General features: G+C 71.5%; 1 protein-coding gene. It reads left to right on the top strand.

The window, feature by feature from the left end; all coding sequences use genetic code 11:
- Nucleotides 1-168: 168 nt before the first annotated feature.
- Nucleotides 169-1,440: an IS701 family transposase gene (locus LWC33_RS34615; protein WP_233308930.1), complete on the top strand. Its 1,272-nt coding sequence runs from the start codon at nt 169-171 to the stop codon at nt 1,438-1,440.
- Nucleotides 1,441-1,461 lie beyond the last annotated feature (21 nt).

Below are 1,461 nucleotides of genomic sequence, written 5' to 3'. Positions count from 1 at the left end.
TACTCCAGCCGTAGATCGTGATCTTGCCGGCGTGGCGGTCCCGGACGTGGCACGGCCACCGCGTGATCCTCCTCCGTTGTGTCGACTTCAGTGGATCATGCGGTGGCCGCGGGCCACAGCGTAGACACGGCCGCGTGGGTGGCCGAGACCGACAGGCTGCTCGAGCGGATGGCGGGCCGGTTCGCCCGGGTCGAGACCCGCCGCCGGGCCGGGAAGTTCCTGCTCGGCCTGCTGGCGGACCTGCCGCGCAAGAACTGTTGGACCATCGCCGAACACGCCGGAGATGCTGATCCGCACGGTATGCAGCACCTGCTTGCCCGGGCGAGCTGGGACACCGACGGTGTCCGCGATGACCTGCGCGACTATGTCACCGACGGTCTCGGTGACCCGGACGCGGTGCTGGTGGTCGACGAGACCGGCGACCTGAAGAAGGGCGTGGGCACGGTCGGGGTCCAGCGCCAGTACACCGGCACCGCCGGGCGGATCGAGAACGCTCAGGTCGCGGTCTACCTCACCTACGCCGGCGCCCGCGGTCACGCCATGATCGACCGCGAGCTCTACCTGCCCAAGTCCTGGACCGCCGACCCGGAGCGGCTCGACGAGGCCGGGGTCCCCGACGCCATCGGCTTCGCGACCAAGCCCGCCCTGGCCACCGGCATGCTCATCCGGGCGCTCAACGCCGGCATCGAGGCACGATGGGTGGCCGGCGACGAGGTCTATGGCGCCGACCCCGCCCTGCGCACCGAGTGCGAGCTGCGCCGGGTCGGGTACGTGCTCGGGATCGGCTGCGACCGCCGCATCCCCACTCAGGCCGGGTCGCTGCGCGCCGACGAGATCACCGCCGGCCTACCGACACGGGCCTGGCAGCGGCTCTCCGCGGGTGCCGGGGCGAAGGGGCAACGCTTCTACGACTGGGCGTTGATCAGCCACCCCGACCCCGCCGGGACCGCCGACCCGGCCCGGGGCGAGCCGGCCGACACCGAGTGCTGGTGGCTGCTGGTGCGGCGCCACCGCGACACCGGTGAGCTGGCGTTCTACCGCTGCTACTCGCCCGAGCCGGTGCCGCTGCGCGAGCTGGTCCGCGTGGCCGGCCGGCGGTGGACGGTCGAGGAGTCCTTCCAGGCCGGGAAGGGCCTGGCCGGGCTCGACGAACACCAGGTCCGCCGCTGGATCTCCTGGCAACGCTGGACCCTGCTCGCCATGACCGCCCACGCCCTGCTCGCCGTCATCGCCGCCCGCGAACACACCCTACGGCCCGCACCCGACGGACTGATCGCATTGACCCGCAACGAGATCCGCCGCCTGTTCGTCCGATTCGTCATCGAACCTGGCCGGACCCTCGCCTGCCCGCAGGCCTGGTCACGCTGGCGACGACGCCACCAACATCGCGCCCGCACCAGCCACTACCAGCGCCAGGAGCTCGGCCAACGACAGACATAACGATCTACGGCTGGAGTACTA

It is taken from the genome of Pseudonocardia terrae (assembly GCF_021343995.1).
Lineage (GTDB): Bacteria > Actinomycetota > Actinomycetes > Mycobacteriales > Pseudonocardiaceae > Pseudonocardia > Pseudonocardia terrae.
The sequence above is the reverse complement of the archived record's forward strand: the minus strand, read 5'-3'. Positions and strand labels throughout refer to the sequence as shown.